Origin of the sequence: Kitasatospora sp. NPDC088861 (genome assembly GCF_044750105.1) — a bacterium.
Lineage (GTDB): Bacteria > Actinomycetota > Actinomycetes > Streptomycetales > Streptomycetaceae > Kitasatospora.
Genome location: NZ_JBIVJF010000002.1, coordinates 621,109 through 637,556, shown reverse-complemented (window position 1 = coordinate 637,556; position 16,448 = coordinate 621,109). Strand labels below are relative to the sequence as shown.

The 16,448-nt window shown below is 74.5% G+C and carries 15 protein-coding genes; 8 read left to right on the top strand and 7 right to left on the bottom strand.

Annotated elements, in window-relative coordinates:
- Positions 1–50: 50 nt before the first annotated feature.
- Both ACIP37_RS06495 and ACIP37_RS06490 read right to left on the bottom strand, forming a co-directional pair.
- Entirely contained in the window at positions 51–3,428 is a 3,378-nt protein-coding gene (locus ACIP37_RS06495) for a S8 family serine peptidase (protein WP_400843386.1), read from the bottom strand.
- Positions 3,429–3,986: 558 nt separating this feature from the next.
- Entirely contained in the window at positions 3,987–4,838 is an 852-nt protein-coding gene (locus ACIP37_RS06490) for a siderophore-interacting protein (RefSeq protein ID WP_400802734.1), read from the bottom strand.
- 82 nt (positions 4,839–4,920) lie between these two features.
- Here ACIP37_RS06490 and ACIP37_RS06485 point away from each other — a divergent pair, with 82 nt between their 5' ends.
- Positions 4,921–5,736: a TetR/AcrR family transcriptional regulator C-terminal domain-containing protein gene (locus ACIP37_RS06485; RefSeq protein WP_400843383.1), complete on the top strand. Its 816-nt coding sequence runs from the start codon at positions 4,921–4,923 to the stop codon at positions 5,734–5,736.
- 8 nt (positions 5,737–5,744) lie between these two features.
- Here the strand turns inward: ACIP37_RS06485 and ACIP37_RS06480 are convergent, their stop codons facing one another.
- Positions 5,745–5,942 (bottom strand): hypothetical protein, encoded by a 198-nt coding sequence (locus ACIP37_RS06480; RefSeq protein ID WP_363373336.1) that lies wholly within the window; start codon positions 5,940–5,942, stop codon positions 5,745–5,747.
- Positions 5,943–6,162: 220 nt separating this feature from the next.
- Here ACIP37_RS06480 and ACIP37_RS06475 point away from each other — a divergent pair, with 220 nt between their 5' ends.
- From ACIP37_RS06475 to ACIP37_RS06465, 3 genes are all read left to right on the top strand, one after another.
- Positions 6,163–7,452 carry a D-alanyl-D-alanine carboxypeptidase family protein gene (locus tag ACIP37_RS06475; protein WP_400803784.1) on the top strand — a complete coding sequence of 430 codons (1,290 nt, stop codon included), beginning with the start codon at positions 6,163–6,165 and terminating at the stop codon, positions 7,450–7,452.
- On the top strand, positions 7,449–7,859 hold the full coding sequence (locus ACIP37_RS06470; RefSeq protein WP_363625447.1) for a PPOX class F420-dependent oxidoreductase: 411 nt from the start codon (positions 7,449–7,451) through the stop codon (positions 7,857–7,859). The genes ACIP37_RS06475 and ACIP37_RS06470 overlap by 4 nt, the downstream gene beginning before the upstream one ends.
- A gap of 84 nt (positions 7,860–7,943) precedes the next feature.
- Positions 7,944–8,357 (top strand): NTP pyrophosphohydrolase, encoded by a 414-nt coding sequence (locus ACIP37_RS06465; RefSeq protein ID WP_363584751.1) that lies wholly within the window; start codon positions 7,944–7,946, stop codon positions 8,355–8,357.
- Between the two features lie 82 nt (positions 8,358–8,439).
- Here ACIP37_RS06465 and ACIP37_RS06460 read toward each other — a convergent pair whose 3' ends face one another.
- A complete protein-coding gene (locus ACIP37_RS06460; RefSeq protein WP_363584749.1) occupies positions 8,440–8,877 on the bottom strand; it encodes a hypothetical protein in 438 nt (145 codons plus the stop codon).
- A gap of 467 nt (positions 8,878–9,344) precedes the next feature.
- On the opposite strand from ACIP37_RS06460, the gene ACIP37_RS06455 reads away from it, so the two are divergent.
- Genes ACIP37_RS06455 through ACIP37_RS06445 form a run of 3 tightly spaced genes read left to right on the top strand, consistent with a single transcriptional unit; the run spans position 9,345 to position 12,312 of the window.
- Complete coding sequence (locus ACIP37_RS06455; RefSeq protein WP_350879799.1) at positions 9,345–9,509, top strand: hypothetical protein; 165 nt, start codon at positions 9,345–9,347, stop codon at positions 9,507–9,509.
- Complete coding sequence (locus tag ACIP37_RS06450) at positions 9,506–11,809, top strand: heavy metal translocating P-type ATPase (RefSeq protein ID WP_400802742.1); 2,304 nt, start codon at positions 9,506–9,508, stop codon at positions 11,807–11,809. The genes ACIP37_RS06455 and ACIP37_RS06450 overlap by 4 nt, the downstream gene beginning before the upstream one ends.
- Entirely contained in the window at positions 11,806–12,312 is a 507-nt protein-coding gene (locus ACIP37_RS06445) for a copper chaperone PCu(A)C (protein ID WP_400802745.1), read from the top strand. Before ACIP37_RS06450 ends, ACIP37_RS06445 begins: the two co-directional genes overlap by 4 nt.
- A 152-nt stretch (positions 12,313–12,464) precedes the next feature.
- Here ACIP37_RS06445 and ACIP37_RS06440 read toward each other — a convergent pair whose 3' ends face one another.
- The 3 genes from ACIP37_RS06440 to ACIP37_RS06430 form a co-directional block, all read right to left on the bottom strand.
- Positions 12,465–12,887: a PIN domain nuclease gene (locus ACIP37_RS06440; protein ID WP_363629833.1), complete on the bottom strand. Its 423-nt coding sequence runs from the start codon at positions 12,885–12,887 to the stop codon at positions 12,465–12,467.
- The gene (locus ACIP37_RS06435) at positions 12,884–13,099 is read right to left on the bottom strand and encodes a type II toxin-antitoxin system VapB family antitoxin (RefSeq protein ID WP_363584741.1); all 216 of its coding nucleotides are present in this window, start codon (positions 13,097–13,099) and stop codon (positions 12,884–12,886) included. Before ACIP37_RS06435 ends, ACIP37_RS06440 begins: the two co-directional genes overlap by 4 nt.
- 266 nt (positions 13,100–13,365) lie before the next feature.
- The gene (locus tag ACIP37_RS06430) at positions 13,366–14,232 is read right to left on the bottom strand and encodes a universal stress protein (protein ID WP_363584739.1); all 867 of its coding nucleotides are present in this window, start codon (positions 14,230–14,232) and stop codon (positions 13,366–13,368) included.
- A gap of 339 nt (positions 14,233–14,571) precedes the next feature.
- Between ACIP37_RS06430 and ACIP37_RS06425 the strand changes: the two genes are divergently transcribed.
- Complete coding sequence (locus tag ACIP37_RS06425) at positions 14,572–16,269, top strand: GAF domain-containing protein (protein ID WP_400803787.1); 1,698 nt, start codon at positions 14,572–14,574, stop codon at positions 16,267–16,269.
- Positions 16,270–16,448 lie beyond the last annotated feature (179 nt).

Below are 16,448 nucleotides of genomic sequence, written 5' to 3'. Positions count from 1 at the left end.
GCCGAGGCCGCCCCGGAACTCCGGGACGGCCTCGGTGTGGTGATGGAAGGTCAGTTCACCGTGTAGCTGTAGGGGATCGCCGCGAGCACCGAACCGGTGGTGCCCAGGGTGTTGTTGGCGGTCGCCACCGAGCTGGGGGCGGACACCAGGTACAGCACACCGTGGACGGTGCTGCCCTTCGCACCGGTCGGGGTCACGGTGACCTGGAGCGAGCCGCTGGCGCCCGGCTGGACGGTCACCGGGTTGGCGGCCGGGGCCGAGGCGTTGACCGCCAGGGCGTACGGGTCACCGGTGCTGGAGGTCAGCGCCGGGTCGAACGCCTGGGTGTGCGCGGTCGCGGTGATGGTGGCGGTGCCGGCCGGGGCACCGGCGGTGCCGAACGGGCCGACCTGCTGCAGGAAGGTGCCCCACACGCCGGGGAGGACCGGCTGCGACGCGCTGCCGTTGTCGGTCACGACCGAGATGGTCGAACCGTCCTGGGCCTTCTTCAGGTCGCCGAAGAGGTCCGGCGAGCCGGTGGTGCCGGACAGCTCCAGGTGGGCCGGCGTCGAGGAGGCCGCCACCGCCTTCAGCTGGTCGGTGCCCGGCGGGACGAGGAAGGACGGCACCGCGGAGGTGAGGCTCAGCGGCAGGGTGACCGTCGCGGAGGCGCCCTGCGGCACCAGCGGGATGTCGGTGCGGCGGTCCAGGCGGCCGTCGGCCGAGATCTTCTGGGTGGCGACGGTGTTGTTGGTGTAGTTCACCTGGACGGTGACCGGCTTGCCGGCCGCCAGCTTGGCGTGCGGGTCGTTCGGCAGGCCGGCGGTGGCGACGTTCTGGTTGAACGCGACGGTGCCGGCGAAGTCCTGGGCGAGCTCCTGGCCGCTGACCGGGCCGAGCACGTTCAGGACGAACCGCCAGCGGCCGGCGGCCGGGTTGACGGTGGTGGCCGAGACGCCGGCGGTGGTGCCGGTCAGGTTGCCCTGCGCGTCGAGCAGGCCGTTGCCCTCGATGTCGATCGGGGTGCCGTTCGGGCTGATCAGCGCGCCCTGCATGAGCAGCTTCGGATCCTTGGCGACGGTGACGCCGACCCGCAGGTCCTTCTGGCCCTTCGGGACGTCGAAGGCGTACGCGAAGCTCTGCGTCGGCGAGGCGTTGCGGCCGTTGCCACCGGTGATGGTGCCGGTGAAGGTGCCCTTGCCCTGGTTGACCGGGACGAGGCTGCGCAGCACGACCGGAACGCTGGTGGCGGTGCCGTTGGAGCTGGCGACGGTGATCGCCTGGCTGGAGTCGCCGCTGGTGCCCGGGGTGGTGAGCTGAACCTTGAGGGTCTTGGTCTCACCCGGCTTCAGGTCCGCGACGCTCGGGCTGACGGCGCCGGCCGGCACCGCGCGCTGGGTGGCGGTGCCCAGCTGGACCGGGCCGTTGTAGCCGGCCTTGCCCGCCGGGGTGTACAGGACGGCGGTCCACTCGCCGGCCACCGGGTGCGGGACGTCCACCAGGCCGAAGTCGGCCGGGGTGGCGCCGCCCTGCGGACGGGTGTTGGTCTCGAAGCGGCCCGACGGGTCGAGCAGCGTCATGCGGACCACGGAGCCGTTGGTGACCGGGCTGGCCGCACCCTGCCAGGCGATCGACGCCGCGAGGCGGTCGGCGCCGGCCGGGACGGTGAACTTGACCTGCTTCTGCACCCAGGTGGCGCCGTTGGTGGCGTACTTGAAGGTGTCGGTGGAGGCCGTGTCCAGCTGGACGGTCTGCTGGTTGCTCGACTGCGGCACGAAGGTGCGGGTCGCGCCGCTGACCGTCTGCGGGGCGGAGCTGGTGTTGGTGACGGTCACGTCGGCGGTGTGGGTCGAGCCGGGGTTGCCGGCGATGTCGACCTGACCGGTGGTGACGACGACGGTCTTGCTGTCCGACGCGCCGGAGCCGGCGTGGTAGCCGCGGGCGGCCTCGACGGCGGCGCGGACGTTCAGCAGGCCGGCGCCCTGCTCCTCGGCCGGGACGCCGAGGTCCTGGGCGGTGCCGGTGATGAACTTCTTCACCAGCGCCGGGGCGGGCGACTGGCCGTTGTGGGTGTCGCGGTAGGCCTGGATGACCAGGGCCGCGGCGCCGGTGACGAACGGCGCGGCCTGGCTGGTGCCGCCGAACGACTGGATCGGCGAACCCTGGCCGCTGTAGCCGGTGCAGTCGGTGTACTTGCTGGTGTCGGGCGAGCAGAGCGCCCAGTCCGACTCGCCCGGCGCGACCAGGTCGACCGTGCGGCCGGCCTGGGTGAAGCCGCCCGAGGAGAGCGCGGAGATGCGGTTGTTGCTCCAGGTCTTGTTGGAGAACTGGGCGGCCGCGTAGCCGGTCTGCTGGTAGTTCTGGTTGTCCGTCGAGGCGCCGACCGCGATCACGTTCGGGTCGGTGGCCGGGGTGCCGATGGTGCCGCTGATGCCCGCGTCGCCGGTGGAGACGGAGACGGTGACACCGGCCTTGACGGCCTGGTCGTTGAAGAGCGAGATGGTGTCGTGCGCGCCGCTGTCCGGGGTGACGTTGCCGCCGAAGGACTCGTTCAGCACGTCGACCTTGGCGACCGAGACCGCGTAGTCGATGGACTGCAGGATCGACGAGTTCGACATGATCTCGCCGCCGGCCCGCAGGGCGACCAGCGAGGCGTCCGGGGCGAGGCCGCGGATGCGGATGTTGCAGCCGGCCGGCAGACCGCGGGAGGCGTTCACGAACTTCGAGACGTCGTAGACCTGGCGGCCCTGGGCGATGACCGCCGAGGCGTCGCCGAAGGCCTCCGCGCCACCGGTCGGCGCGTCCACGCCGTCGCCCGCGAAGTCCTGGTAGTCGACGACCGCGTGCGAGCCGTCGGCCCGGATGAAGTCCGGGTTGTTCGGGTCGAGGCCGTCCGCGATGTAGGCGACCTTGACGCCCTTGCCGGTGGCCAGGTCGGCCGCGCCGGGCTTGCCGTCGGCGCCGACGGCGTGCGTCGAGTAGAGGCCCTCCGGCTCCAGCAGCGGCTGGGACGGGTCGGACGGGCAGATCGTGTTGGTCGCGTTCTGCTCGGCGCCCTGGCCGTTGCTGCCCGAAACGGCCTGCGGGGCGGCGGCCTTGGCCGACTTGGCACCGGACTTGGTGTCCGCGGCGTCCTTCGCGGCCGCGGCCTTGCCGGCGGCCGGCGGCGTGACGGTGACCTGCTCGTCCGCGACGACCGAGGCGACGGCCGGGTCGGCCAGCAGCGCGGCACGCAGCGCGGGGCTCACCGTGGCCGAGAACGCGTTCCCGACCACGAAGCTCTTGATGTTGGTGCCGCCGTTGGCCTTGACCTTGTCCAGCAGCGGCGCCTGGGCGTTCGCGGCCTTCTGCTTACGGGCGCCGAGGTGGCCGTTGTCGGCCGGGGCGTCCGCTATCTGGTCCTTGAGAATCACGATCACCGGCACCGGGGTCCCGTCCGCGGACGCCACGGGGGCGTTCTGCGGGTCCGGGAGCGGAGCTGCGTTGGCGCTGGACCCGAAGGTCAGGACCATGGACGCGGCGGTGACCGTGACGGCAGCTGCTAGCTGGGATTTCCGCCAGCCGATCAATGGACATCCTTTCGTCTGATGAGACGTCAGGTTGCGCGGCCCAGCGTACGCGGATCCAGGTCGGACGCGTGGTTGCTCCGGACCGCGCGTCCCGACAGCGGTCGCATTCCAGCGCATCCGACACGACCACGACAAGGGGGGAAATCCCCATTAGAAAGTAAAAAAGACCATCAGAAAGTAAAATTCACGGCAGAAATCGGGCCATGTCCGCCCCTTTTCGCTGACCAGACCCGGTCGGAACTGTCCGATCCCGGTCGGAAAAAATCGGTGGCGAACTCTGGACAGTGGCGGACCACCGCCACCTGGGACACACCGTCAGCACCGCCACACACCCTTCCCCCCGGACCCACTCTGAAACCGGACATGACAGAACGGGCGCGCGGTCACACCGACGCCCGGTGGCCGGAACCCCCCGGCCGCCGAGCGATCAGCACCCGATCAGCCGGCGGCCAATCGCTCCTGGGCGTCCGACAGATCCTCGGCGGTGGGCGCGTCGTCCTGGGTCAGCCGGTGGCGCCAGTACCCGGTGAAGTCGATCGACCGCTTCGGCACGCCGCGCTCCGCCACCAGGTGGCGGCGCAGCGCCCGCACCGCGCCCGCCTCCCCCGCGAGCCAGGCGAACGGCGCGCCGGCCGGCAGCGCGGCGGCCCGCACGGCCCCGGCCAGCACGACCCCGGGGGCCGCCCCGCCCCGGACCGACCAGTGCACGGCCAGCTCGGCACGGCTCTCCAGCGGCTGCCGCTCGGCCTCGTCCGCGACCTCGACGAACGCGAGGGCCCGCACCCCGGCGGGCAGCGCCTCGACCAGCGTCGCGATCGCCGGCAGCGCCGTCTCGTCCCCCGCCAGCAGCACCCAGTCGGCAACGGCGGCGGCCTCGGCGAGCGGGACCGGCGGGGCGTACAGCGCCGAGGGGCCGACCATCCCGAGCCGCTGCCCCGGCTCCGCGCGCTCCGCCCAGGCGGCGGCCGGACCGGTGTCGCCGTGCAGCACGAAGTCGATCTCGACCAGGCGGGTGCCGGGCCGCCGGCGCCGGAGGGTGAAGCTGCGCAGCAGCGGGCGCCCCGCCTCGGGGATCGCCAGGTACGCCTGGTACCAGCTCATCGGGTCGTCGCTCTGCGCGGGCAGCTCGGGCACCGCCTGGCCGGGACGGGGGAAGCACAGCTTCACCTGCTGGTCGGGCGCCGTGCCCACGGAGTCCGCCAGGGCCTCGGCCTCGAAGGTGACCCGGGCGGTGCGCGGCGTGATCCGGCGGACCTCGACGACCTCGGCGAAGGTGACGGGCAGTGTCATCGCAAAACCCCTTCGGTTGATAACCTTACGACATAAAGAGTTGTCGCGGCCGAGGATACTTTACGCCATAAGGAGTTGCTGCATGGTCGTCTACGCCGGACAGGGCGACGCCCACCGGTCCCTGTCCCTGCTCTGGGGCGCACCACCGCAACCGCGCACCGGGCGCAGCGGCCCCAAACCGGGCCTCAGCGTCGACGCGATCGTCTCCGCCGGCATCGCGGTCGCCGACGCGGACGGCATGGCCGCGCTCTCGATGCGCGCCGTCGGCGAACGGCTCGGCCGCACCGCCATGGCCCTCTACACCTACGTCCCGGGCAAGGCCGAACTCCTCGACCTGATGCACGACCGGGCACTCGGCGAACTGCGGCCTTCCGTCGCGGACTTGGAGGGCTGGCGCCCCGCCGTCACCGCCTGGGCCGAGGAACTGTACGCCTGCTACCTGCGCCACCCCTGGATCCTCCAGGTATCGCAGGCCCGCCCGGTGCTCGGACCGGCCGAACTCGCCGCCATGGAAAGCCTGTTGCGTGCCCTGCAATCGGCCGCCCTCGCACCCCCGCGGCTGCACGGCGTCGTCGCGGCGCTCTGGCAGTTCGTCCGCGGCACGGCCGCCGTGGCCGCCGAATCACGCGGCGCCGCCGCCGCGACCGGCATCGCCGACGAGGACTGGTGGACCGCCCGGTCCGCCCGACTCGCCGAACTGGCACCGGACTTCACCGAGCGCTTCCCTCTGCTGACCGCCCTCCAGGGCGCCTCCGACGGCACGCCGCAGGACCGCGACCGGGCGGCCTTCCGCACCGGGCTCGCCGTCCTGCTCGACGGCGTGGCGGCCTCGGGGGCGGGGGCTGATCAGAGTGCCGGTCGGGGTGCCGGTCGGGGCGCGGATCAGGGCTCGGGTTGAGCCGCTGATCAGCCTCGGCGGGCCGCCGGGATCGCCAGCAGGATGCCGAGCACCAGCAGGGTGGCGTACCCGGCGGTCTCATGGCCGTCCGGGACCAGGAAACGGACAAAGCCGAACAGCCGGAAGCCCCCCAGCCAGTCCGCCGCCAGGCCGGACCCGCCGCCGAGGATCAGCACGAAACCGAGATAGCCGAGCAGCGTCTTCATACCCCGAGCCTAGGCAGCTCCCGGCGCCCGGGAATCCGACTTTCGGCGCGACCCGGGGATGACCAAAGTCGTCCCGGCGGCTTCCGCCGGCCGTCCCGGAGCCGCCGGTCGCCGCCCGCCCGCCGCCCGGCCGTCCCGGTGCCGTACCGCCCGGGGTCCGGACGGAGCAGCAGGCGCGGCGGCCCGGCGGCGCCCCGGGTACGTTCGCCGTGTGCAGCAGATGCCACAGCATGTCAGCAGAGTGGCGGCGGCCGCCGCGGTGTCCGCCCTGATGCTCGCCGCCGGCGCCCCGACCGCCCCCGGGCAGGACGCCGCCGGTGCGATCGGCGGCGAACGGCTCGGCCGGTCCGCCGTCCAGGTCGCTCCGCTGGCCGGGGCGCCCGCGCTGCCGCCCACGTTGACCGGGCGGTCCTGGCTGGTCGCCGACGCCGGCACCGGCGAGGTCCTCGCGGCCCACAACGCCCACCTCCAGCTCCCCCCGGCCAGCACCCTGAAGATGCTCTTCGCGGACACCGTGCTGCCCAAGTTCGACCGCACGACGGAGCACAAGGTCACCACGGCCGAACTGGCCAACGTCGGCGCCGGCAGCAGCCTCGTCGGCGTCAAGGAGGACCTGCCGTACCGCGTCGAGGACCTCTGGCGGGGCGTCTTCCTCAGCTCCGGCAACGACGCCGTCCACGTCCTCGCGCACATGAACGGCGGCCTCCAGCAGACCGTCGCCGAGATGCAGGCCCGCGCCCAGGCCCTGCAAGCGCGCGACACCAAGGTGGTCTCCCCCGACGGCTACGACATGGACGGCCAGGTCTCCTCCGCCTACGACCTCACCCTGTTCGCCCGCGCCGGGCTGCGCAACGCCGACTTCCGCTCCTACTGCTCCACCCGCACCGCGCACTTCCCCGGCGGACTCGACAAGCTCACCGGGCAGCGCACCAGCTTCGACATCGCCAACACCGACCGGCTGCTCGGCAAGTACCAGGGCCTGATCGGCGTCAAGAACGGCTACACCACCAACGCGGGCGCCACCTTCACCGGCGCCGCCCAGCGCGGCGGCCGAACCCTGCTGGTGACGGTGATGCACCCGGACACCCAGACCCGGGTCTACGACGAGGCGGCCGAGCTGCTCGACTGGGGCTTCGCGGCGGCCGACAAGGTCCAGCCGGTCGGGCAACTGGTGGAGGACACCGCCGCCGCCCGCCCGGCCACCATCACCGGCCGGGCCGGCGCTGCCTCCTCCGCCGCCCCCGCCGCCATCGCCGGTCAGGCGCACCCGCAGGCCGTCCGGGGCAACGACCCCGGCCTCGCCCCGGCCGCCTGGACGGCCATCGCACTCGGCGCCGTCCTCGCCCTGTGGGCCGCCGGGCGCACCGCCGCCCGCCGCCGCGCCGCACTCGCCGCCGACCCGGCCGCGCTCCCCGACCCGGGCGCCACCGCCCTCGGCGGGCACGGCCACCGCGGGCTGGCCCGCCGGGCCCGGGCCCTGGTCAGGCACGCCCTAGACTTCCGGCCATGACCACGCCCGACCCCGTTTCCTCCGACCGGCTCGCCCGGATCGTCAGCCTCTCCTCCGGGAGCTACCTGCTCGTCACCACCTACAAGAAGGACGGCACCACCGTGCCGACCCCGGTGTGGGTGGTGCGCGACGGCGAGGCGCTCGGCGTCTGGACCGTCGCCGACTCCTGGAAGGTCAAGCGGATCCGCAACCGCGCGGACGTTCTGGTGGGCCCCTGCGACGTCAAGGGCCGGCCGACCGGCGAGCAGTACCCCGCCACCGCCGAGATCCTCAGCCCCGAACGCACCGCCGCCTACCGCACCCTGCTGCGCCAGAAGTACGGCCTGCTCGGCGTGCTCACCCTGCTCGGCAGCCGCCTGCGCCGCGGCGAGCGCGGCACCGTCGGCATCCGGATCACCCTCACCTGACGCACCACCCGGCTGGCAGGGCCCCCGGTCACTCGCCGGGCCGGCCCGGGGAAAGGCGTGACGAGGAAGGGCGTGGGAGAGGCCATGGAGGACAGGGACGCGGACGGGGCCCGGGGCGGGCTGCCGCTGCTGGTGGTGGACGCGGCCAACGTGGTCGGGTCGGTGCCCGACGGGTGGTGGCGGGATCGACGGGGCGCCGCCGAGCGGCTGCGGGACGCGCTGGTCGCCGTCGCCGGGCAGGGCCTGCCGGAGCGGCCCGGGCCGCTGGAGGTGGTGCTGGTCGTGGAGGGCGCGGCCCGAGGTGTGGACGGACTGCCCGAGGTACGGGTGGTCGCGGCGGCCGGCAGCGGTGACGACCGGATCGTCGAGCTGGTCCGGGCGGCCAGAGCCGAACAGCCGGACCGGGACTGCCTGGTCGTCACCGCCGACCGCGAACTGCGGGCCCGGGTCGGCGCGCTGGGCGCGGCGGTCACCGGGCCGCGCAGCGTGCGGCGTTAGGGCCGGTCCCGTTCAGTCCCGTTCGGTCCTGTCGCGCGCGCGGCAGGACCGAACGGGACCCGTTCCGGGACGCGCGGCGGGGTCAGTCCGCCTGGGTGGCGTACATGCCCCAGTGGATCGCCTGGTCGGAGGCGGTCACCGTGAACAGGAGGTCCCGGCCGGGCCGGGCGGGGATCTCCACCGAGCCGATGCCGGTCGCGCCGACCGGGCACTGGACCGTGAAGTCGGCCGGCGCCAGGCCGGCGACGTGGACCTGGACCGAGCCGCCGCCCTGGCAGCCCACCGTCACGGTGAAGGGCTGAGAGGGGTTGACGGAGGCCGTCACCGCGCCACCGTCGCCGATCCAGTCCGGGATCCAGATCAGGCCCGTCTCCCCCGGGTGCGGCAGGATCTCCCCCGTCCCCATACCGCTCTGGACCGCAGCCGGGCCCGGCTGCGCCGAGGCCGTCCCGGCGACCGCCAGTACCGCCGCCAGCGCGGCCGCGCTGGCGGCCAGCATCCGCTTCCCCGTACGTGTCATCGCTACTCCCCGCTGCGTTGACCATCCGTCCGGCCGCACGAGCGCGCGCGGCCGGGCCGGGTGCCGACCCTCGGCACACGAAGGGATCTTATGACGATCAGATTTCGCCGAGGGCGGATTCGCCTGACCCCGGCCCTCGAACCACGCCCCCGCGCGGCGGGCTGAAGCGACCCCGGGGCTGAACGCGTATGGGCGCCTCCCGGAACCCGACCACGGGCACCGGCATCTAGTTGACGGGTAGTAGCCGGGGCCCAGCGCATCGGGAGGCGCCGTCCCGGACGCTACCTGGTCACACCGGGTGCGTCATCCGAATTAATCCGGGCCCGAGGCCCGCCGTACGGGTCTCGCCGGGCCCGCGACGCCAGGGCGCTCCCACCGGTCCCCACCGGTTCGGACCGTACGGGAACCAACCGTGCCCGTCGTCCGACTGCTGGGGGGTGAGTGCGAAGTCGCCGGGTGTCCGGCCCTTGAGTGTGCTGGCGGGGTTCGCCCTGCTGCTGGTGGTGGTGTTCGTGGTGGCGTACGCGGTGGGACGGCAGGCGGGCCCGGTGTCCCCGGGGCTGACGCCCGGGGGCGGCGCGTCGCCCGGGGCACCCGGGATGGGCGGGCACGACATGGGCGGGATGCGATGAGCCCGGTCGCGGGGGCCGACGCCGGGGCCCTGGTGAGCACCGATCTGGCGGTCGGCGGGATGACCTGCGCGGCCTGCGTGGGCCGGGTGGAGAAGCGGCTGGCCCGGATCGACGGAGTGACGGCCGGGGTGAACCTGGCGACCGGTCGGGCCCGGGTGCTGCACCCGGCCGGGGTGCCGGTCGCAGAGCTGGTGGCGGCCGTCGAACGAGCGGGATACACCGCCGAGTTGGCGCCCGCCGGGGCGGGCGTCGGGCTGCCGGACGAGGAGCCGGCGGAGCGCTGGCGGCTGCTGGTGACGACGCTGCTGGCCGTCCCGGTGGTGGTGCTGTCGATGGTGCCGTCACTACAGTTCCCCGCCTGGCAGTGGGTCTGCTTCGCGCTGGCCGTCCCGGTGGTGACCTGGGGGTCGGTCGGGTTCCACCGCCGGGCCTGGCAGGGGCTGCGGCACGCGGCGGCCACCATGGACACCCTGGTCAGCCTGGGGGTGGTGGCGTCCTTCGGCTGGTCCGCGTACGCGCTGGTGTTCGGCGGCGCCGGGGAGGTCGGCATGCGGATGCCGTTCTCGCTGACCGCGGACGGCGGCGGCGCGGCGCACGTCTACCTGGAGGCGGCGGTCGGGGTGCCGCTGTTCGTGCTGGCCGGGCGGCTGCTGGAGGGCCGGGTGCGGCGGCGCAGCGGTTCCGCGCTGCGGGCGCTGGCCGAACTGGGCGCGAAGCAGGTGTGCGTCCGGGACGGCGGGACCGGCGAGGAGCGCCTGGTACCGATCGAACTGCTGCTGCCCGGGCAGGAGTTCGTGGTGCGGCCGGGTGAACGGGTGGCCACCGACGGGGTGGTGGTCGAAGGCGGTTCGGCGCTCGACCTGAGCCTGCTGACCGGGGAGAGCGTGCCCGTGGAGGTCGGCCCCGGGGACGCGGTGGCCGGCGCGACCGTCAACGTCGGCGGCGCGCTGGTGGTACGGGCGACGGCCGTCGGCGCCGACACCCAACTCGCCCGGATCACCACGCTGGTGGCGGACGCCCAGGCCGGCAAGGCCCGGGCGCAGCGCCTCGCCGACGCGGTGGCCGGGGTGTTCGTGCCGTGCGTGCTGGCGGGCGCGGTGTGCGTGCTGGGCTTCTGGCTCGGCGCGGGCGCGGCCCCGCAGGCGGCGGTGACGGCGGCGGTCGCCGTGCTGGTGGTCGCCTGCCCGTGCGCCCTGGGCCTGGCCACCCCGACGGCGCTGCTGGCGGCGACCGGGCGGGGCGCGGAACTGGGCGTGCTGGTGCGCGGCCCGGAGGTACTGGAGAGCCTGCGCCGGGTCGACACCGTGGTGCTGGACAAGACCGGGACGCTGACCACCGGGCGGATGGAACTGGCGGCGGTGACGGTCGCCCAGGGCTTCGACTCGGGGCTCGGCGAAGGTCTCGACGAAGGTCTCGACGAGGGTGCGGTGCTGCGGCTGGCCGGCGCGGTGGAACACCGCTCGGAGCACCCGATCGGGCGGGCCGTGGCGGCGGCCGCGCGGGAGCGCTGCGGTCCGCTCCCCGCGGTGGACGGCTTCGCGGCCGCCACCGGGGTCGGGGTGTCCGGGGTGGTCGAGGGCCGGAGCATACGGGTGGTCCGCCCGGACGGCACGGCGCAGCCGCTGCCCGCCGACCTCGCGGACGCGGTCACCGCCGCCTCGGACACCGGCCGCACGGCCGTGGTGGTCGAACTGGACGGGCGGGCCGCGGCCGTGCTCGCCGTCGGCGACACGCTGCGCTCGGGCAGCTGGCGGGCGCTCCACCGGCTGCGCGGGATGGGACTGGACACCGTCCTGCTGACCGGCGACGGCCCGGGCGCGGCCCGGGCGGTGGCGCGCGAGCTGGGCATCGAACGGGTGCACGCCGCGGCCTCGCCGGAGGGCAAGGCCGCGGTGGTGGCCGAGCTGCGGGGCGCCGGGCGGACGGTCGCGGTGGTCGGCGACGGCGTCAACGACGCGGTGGCACTGGCCTCGGCGGACCTCGGGGTGGCGCTGGCCTCGGGCAGCGACGCCGCGATCGGCGCGGCCGGACTCACCCTGGTGCGCGGCGACATCGAGGCGGTGGTGGACGCCGTCCGGTTGGCCCGGCGCACCCTCGGCACGATCCGGGCCAATCTGCTGTGGGCCTTCGGCTACAACGTGGTGCTGATCCCGCTGGCGGCCGTCGGCCTGCTCAACCCGATGCTGGCGGCGGTGGCGATGTCGCTCAGCTCGCTGCTGGTGGTCGGCAACAGCCTGCGGCTGCGCACCTGGCAGCCCGGGCGCGGCGCCTCGGCGGCCCGGAAGGGGGTACGGCGATGAGCGCGATCGGACGGCTGCGGGTGGTCGGCCCGCCGGTGGGCGCGGCGGCGCTGACGCTGGTGCTGCTGACCGGGTGGACGGCGGTCGGCGGGGCCGGGCGGCCCCGGCCGGTGGAGGCCGGCCCGGGCTGGCTGCTACTGCCGACGGCGGGCGCGGCCCCGGCCACGGCGGCGTTCTTCACGATCCGCAACCCGGGCGACGTACCGGACGAACTGACCTCCGCCAGCTGGGAGTTCGGCGGCAGGATCACGATCAAGCGGCACCTCCACCAGGGCGCCGCAGGCCGCTGGGAGCCGGTGGCCGCCCTCCCGATCCCGGGCCGCGGCGAGCTGGCGATGGCCCCGGAGGACGCCGACCTGATGATCGCCGACCCCCCACCCCTACGGGCCGGCCAGTGGGTGGACTTCACCCTCGGCTTCCGCCACAGCCCGGACCTCCACCTCAAGGCCCAAGTCCTCCCCCCGGGCACCCGCCCCCGCCCGACCGAACCCCCGGCAACCTGACACTCCCCGGCCGGATCACGCCCCGCCCCCGTCGAGGCGTGATCCGGCCCGGCCGATGGCCTGTCGGGCGGAGGCAGAGAACACGAGATTGCGGTTCGAACAGGATCAGGCCCCTTTCCCGGCTCCCAGTCCTGGACCGGAACGGACCGGATTCATTTGCCGGCCTCCGGCCCGTACCACTGGAGGGCCTGTCCGGTGACGCTCGCGATGCACTCGAAGTCGCGGTCCCGGTGCAGAAGGGTCAGGCCTTGCAGTTCCGCTGTGGCCGCGACGACCAGGTCCACGGCTCCGGCGCTGCGGTGCTGACCTCGTTTGGTCAGCATGCCCTGGACGTACCAGGCGCGGTCGTAGGCGCGGTCATCGACCGGCACCCAGCCGAACAGCAGCCGCATGTCCTCGATCCCCTGAGCGCGGTCGGCCGCTGTCCGCGCGCTGTAGAAGAACTCAAGTTCGGTGATGGGACAGGTTGCGACCAAGCCCGCCGCTGCGGCTTGGTCCCAGCCGTACTGCTCGGCGTCGCCGCGCATGAAGCGCGCGAGCGCGCTGGTGTCGATCAGGAATTGCGCCGCGTTCACCGGCGGTAGTTCCTCTTGTCCTCGAAGATCTCCAGGTCGAAGGCCCCCGCATCCGCCGCGGCACGCAGCCGCGTGAGGGCGAGCGCTCGCCGCCTGTTCTCCAGCACCTCACGCAGAGCGGTGTTGACCGTCTCCCTCTTGGTGCTGGTGCCGAGAGCCTGAGCCACGTCGGCGAGCAGCTCGTCGTCCAGGTCGATCACGGTCCGGCTCATGTGATGCACCTCCTGATATCAACTCGCATCTGAAGTATATCTCGACATGTTCCAGGCGGAAGGGATGCGTGGACGGCGATGCCCAGCACTGCCGGAACGCCTGCGACGCCTCGCACGTTGGCGCCCCCCTGGGTTCCTCGGACGGGATACGCCGATGGCCCGGACCGCTGTGCGGTCCGGGCCATCGGCCGGCCGAGGAGGTGAGATTCGAACTCGTGAGGGGTTGCCTGGGCCCGCTTTCCGAGCGTGCGCCGCCGGGGTGTCGGTCAGGGGTGGGGGATGACGGCGACCGGGGACTGGGCGTGGTGCAGGGCGGCGTGGGCGACGCGGCCGAGGCGGGGGCCGAAGTCGAGGGAACGGTGGCGGCGGCCGACGACCAGGAGGGCGGCACCGGCGGAGGCTTCGACCAGGCCGCGGGCGGAGCCGAGCCGGACGTCCTCGATCACCACGGTGTCCGGGTGCCGCTCGCGCTGGCCGGCCAGGGCGAGGGTGAGCAGCTTGGCCTCCAGCGCCTCCAGTTGGGCGATCTCGGTCGGCGGCACGGCCCCGCCGGCGTAGCCGAAGACCGGCGGGAGGTCCCAGCCGTGCACGGCCCGCAGCCGGGCGCCGCGCAGGGCGGCCTCCTGGAAGGCGAAGGCGAGCACCTCCTCCTCCGGGGCGTGCGCGTCGACGCCGACCAGCACCTCGGGCCCGTCATCGCCGGCCCCGTCGGGCGCGCCCGGCTCGCGCACCACGACCACCGGCACCGTGCTGCGGGCGGCCGCGGCCATGCCGACCGAGCCGAGCAGCAGCCCGGTGAAGCCGCCGAGGCCGCGCGAGCCGAGCACCAGGAGGGCGGCGTCCGCGGCAGCGGCGACCAGGCCGTCCACCGGCGCGTCCAGGACGGCGTCGGTGTGCACCACCAGGTCGGGGTGGCGCTCGCGGATCGCGTCGGCGGCCGAGGCCAGCACCCGCTGTGCGGCGGCCGGCAGGTCGTCGGGCTCGGCGAAGGTGGCCACACCGTCGGTCAGCCACGGCCAGGCGTGCACCAGGCGCAGCGGGGCGCCCCGGAGCACCGCCTCGTCGGCGGCCCAGAGGGCGGCGGTGGTGCTCTCCGGCGAGCCGTCGACCCCGGCCAGGACGGATGGCGTCATGAGGGTTCCTCCACTGTGTCGGCGCTTGGCGGGGCGGCGCGGGGACGGTGTGCGCACTGACGGCCCGTCCGCTCCTCCCCCACCCTGGCGGTCCGCCAGGGCCTCGCGACAGAGGCCGCAGGCCCCTCGGTGACGGGACGAAAGGCCCGCCCGTGGGAGCGTACGGCGCACCCCGGCGTGCGGGGTGCCGACACCCGGGCACTACCGTGAATCCGGCAATCGCCCTGATCGGGCGGCACCTGGCGCCCTCCGGCGGCGGGTGGAGGACGGGCCAGGGCGAGTACGAGGAGGACAGCGGTGGGCGGAGCGGACGGCAGCGCGGCGGTCGGCGGCGCGCGGATGCCCCGGCTGCGCCTGGACGAGCTGCTGGAGGAGCTCCAGTGGCGGATCGACGCGGCGCGCGGCACCCAGAACCGGGTGCACAGCCTGCTGGAGGCGGTGCTCGCGGTCGGCCGGGAGCTGGACCTCGCCCAGGCGCTGCACCGGATCGTCGAGGCCGCCGCCGACCTGGTGGACGCCCGCTACGCCGCGCTCGGAGTGATCGGCCCGGACGGGCACTCGCTGTCGCAGTTCCTGACGGTGGGACTGTCCGAGGAGGAGATCGCCGAGATCGGCCCGCCGCCGTCCGGCCGGGGCATCCTCGGGGAGTTGATCCGCGACCCGCAGCCGCTGCGCTGCCCGGTGCTGTCCGAGCACCCGGCCTCGGCGGGCTTCCCGCCGAACCATCCGCCGATGCACACCTTCCTCGGGGTGCCGGTGCGGGTGCACGGCGAGGTGTTCGGGAACCTGTACCTCACCGACAAGCGCGGCGGGCTGGACTTCGACACCGACGACGAGGCGGTGATCTCCACCCTGGCTGTCGCGGCCGGGGTGGCGATCGACAACGCCCGGCTGTACGAGGAGGCGCAGTTGCGCCAGCGCTGGCTGCGGGCCAGCGCGGAGATCAGCCGCAGCCTGCTGTCGGGCGCGCCCCGGCTGGAGGTGGTGGAGCTGATCGCCCGCCGGGCCGGGGAGATCGCCGGCGCCGAGCTGGCCGACGTCTCGGTGGCGCTGGACGGTCCGCAGGAGCGGGCGGAGGAGCTGACGGTGGAGGTCGCGCTGGGCGGGGCGCCCGCCGCGCGGCTGGGGGTGACGGTGCCGGTGGACGGCACGCTGTCGGGCGCCGCGTACGCCTCCGGTTCACCGGTGACCAGCGACGACCTGGCCTGCGACGCCCGCTACCCGGCGGGCCCGGCGGGGCGCTTCGACGGGCTGGGCCCGGCGGTTGCGGTGCCGCTGGGCACCGGGGCGGGGTACGGGCGGGGCGTGCTGCTGCTGGCCCGCGCCGCCGGACAGCCGGCCTTCGGGCCGGACGAGACCGGGCCGCTGCTGGGCTTCGCGGACCAGGCGGCGCTGGCCCTGGAGCTGGCCGAGCGGCGGCGCGACGCCGAGCAGCTGACGCTGCTGGAGGACCGTGACCGGATCGCCCGGGACCTGCACGACCTGGCGATCCAGCGGCTGTTCGCGACCGGGATGACGTTGCAGAGCGCGGGCCGGCTGATCGACAGCCCGGCCGCCGCCGACCGGGTCGCCCGCGCGGTGGCGGACCTGGACGAGACCATCAAGATCATCCGGTCGACGATCTTCGGGCTGCGCGCCCACAGCGAGCCCGACCGGGGCCTGCGCGCCCGCGCCACCCGCGTCGTCGCCGAGGCGCAGGGGACGCTCGGCTTCGCGCCCCGGCTGAGCATGGAGGGCCTGCTGGACACCGACGTGCCGCAGGAACTGGCCGACCACGTGGTGGCCGTCCTCGGCGAGGCGCTCAGCAACGCCGCCCGGCACGCGCGGGCGGGCCGGGTGGAGGTGACGCTGCGAGCGCTCGCCGGGCGGCTGTCCCTGGTGGTGGCCGACGACGGGGTGGGCGTTCCCGAGGGCGGCCGGCGCAGCGGGCTGCGCAACCTCGCCGAGCGGGCCGAGCGGGTGGGCGGCGCCTTCACGGTCGGGCCCGCCGAGGGCGGCGGCACCCGGCTCTCCTGGGAGGCCCCGCTCAGCTCCTGACGTGCCGTCACCGGGCCTTCGCCCACGTCGCTCCGCCCCCTTGCGCACGCCGTCCCTACTCGAACGACCGAACGTCCTCGGGCGGGTTCACACGTCAAGCACGCCCCCTTCGAAGAACGCTCTCAACATCCATTGTCGCCACGCATGTTCGACGGTAGAGTCGCCGTTCGCCGAGCACG

Bases quoted from the DNA above. Each gene is read 5' to 3' on its own strand.
- ACIP37_RS06490 (WP_400802734.1), bottom strand. From the start codon at position 4,838: ATGACACTGCCCGTCACCTTCGCCGAGGTCGTCGAGGTCCGCCGGATC.
- ACIP37_RS06485 (WP_400843383.1), top strand. From the start codon at position 4,921: ATGGTCGTCTACGCCGGACAGGGCGACGCCCACCGGTCCCTGTCCCTG.
- ACIP37_RS06480 (WP_363373336.1), bottom strand. From the start codon at position 5,942: ATGAAGACGCTGCTCGGCTATCTCGGTTTCGTGCTGATCCTCGGCGGC.
- ACIP37_RS06475 (WP_400803784.1), top strand. From the start codon at position 6,163: ATGCCACAGCATGTCAGCAGAGTGGCGGCGGCCGCCGCGGTGTCCGCC.
- ACIP37_RS06470 (WP_363625447.1), top strand. From the start codon at position 7,449: ATGACCACGCCCGACCCCGTTTCCTCCGACCGGCTCGCCCGGATCGTC.
- ACIP37_RS06465 (WP_363584751.1), top strand. From the start codon at position 7,944: ATGGAGGACAGGGACGCGGACGGGGCCCGGGGCGGGCTGCCGCTGCTG.
- ACIP37_RS06460 (WP_363584749.1), bottom strand. From the start codon at position 8,877: ATGACACGTACGGGGAAGCGGATGCTGGCCGCCAGCGCGGCCGCGCTG.
- ACIP37_RS06450 (WP_400802742.1), top strand. From the start codon at position 9,506: ATGAGCCCGGTCGCGGGGGCCGACGCCGGGGCCCTGGTGAGCACCGAT.
- ACIP37_RS06445 (WP_400802745.1), top strand. From the start codon at position 11,806: ATGAGCGCGATCGGACGGCTGCGGGTGGTCGGCCCGCCGGTGGGCGCG.
- ACIP37_RS06435 (WP_363584741.1), bottom strand. From the start codon at position 13,099: ATGAGCCGGACCGTGATCGACCTGGACGACGAGCTGCTCGCCGACGTG.
- ACIP37_RS06430 (WP_363584739.1), bottom strand. From the start codon at position 14,232: ATGACGCCATCCGTCCTGGCCGGGGTCGACGGCTCGCCGGAGAGCACC.
- ACIP37_RS06425 (WP_400803787.1), top strand. From the start codon at position 14,572: ATGCCCCGGCTGCGCCTGGACGAGCTGCTGGAGGAGCTCCAGTGGCGG.